The sequence below is a fragment of the Paenibacillus kribbensis genome (assembly GCF_001705305.1).
Classification (GTDB): Bacteria; Bacillota; Bacilli; order Paenibacillales; family Paenibacillaceae; genus Paenibacillus; species Paenibacillus kribbensis_B.
Map to the genome: position 1 here is coordinate 1 of NZ_MCBP01000056.1, position 523 is coordinate 523.

Sequence of the window (523 nt, forward strand, 5' to 3'; positions counted from 1 at the left end):
AATCATCAAGGTTTTCCCACGTTAGCTCAATAATATGGTCGACTTCGTATTTTTTAGCACCGAATGCACCACATCTTACGCAAGTCATTTTATCACGTTGTCTGACATAATCACGAACAGCTAACCATTCTTTTTTATTGTACCAGCCACTTTCTCGGACGGTATCAACGTTATATTTCATCACTTACCAACATTTCTAAAGCCATTGTCAAGGCAACAGTAGGGTCAATTTTATCTTTTTCAAGTTTTTTTGTATACATATAGTCCCCACTTTGTCCGATTTTGACAGCCGTATTATTTAAAGCCCATTGCATAACTTTTTGATTATGGATAAGCTTATTTTCGACTAATTTAGATTTTAATAGCCTGATATAATCATTCATTGAGAAACCTTGTCGAATTGCTCTTTGGTTATCTCCGTCTTTATCAAAGAAGTAACGTTCAATCAACCCTTTTAAGATTTCATATCGTGCTGGGTCATAACCGATTTTTCTAAGTCTGCACCCTGTCTTACTTCTAAAGT

The 523-nt window shown here is 35.4% G+C and carries 2 protein-coding genes; both read right to left on the reverse strand.

The features are described from left to right. Positions 1 to 181, reverse strand: a 181-nt coding sequence (locus BAZ21_RS29445) for an HNH endonuclease (RefSeq protein ID WP_141695056.1), incomplete at its 3' end; no start/stop codon positions are given. Then, positions 171 to 523: terminase TerL endonuclease subunit (locus BAZ21_RS27535; protein ID WP_218061458.1), on the reverse strand; the 353-nt coding region annotated here is incomplete at its 5' end. The genes BAZ21_RS29445 and BAZ21_RS27535, both read right to left, overlap by 11 nt.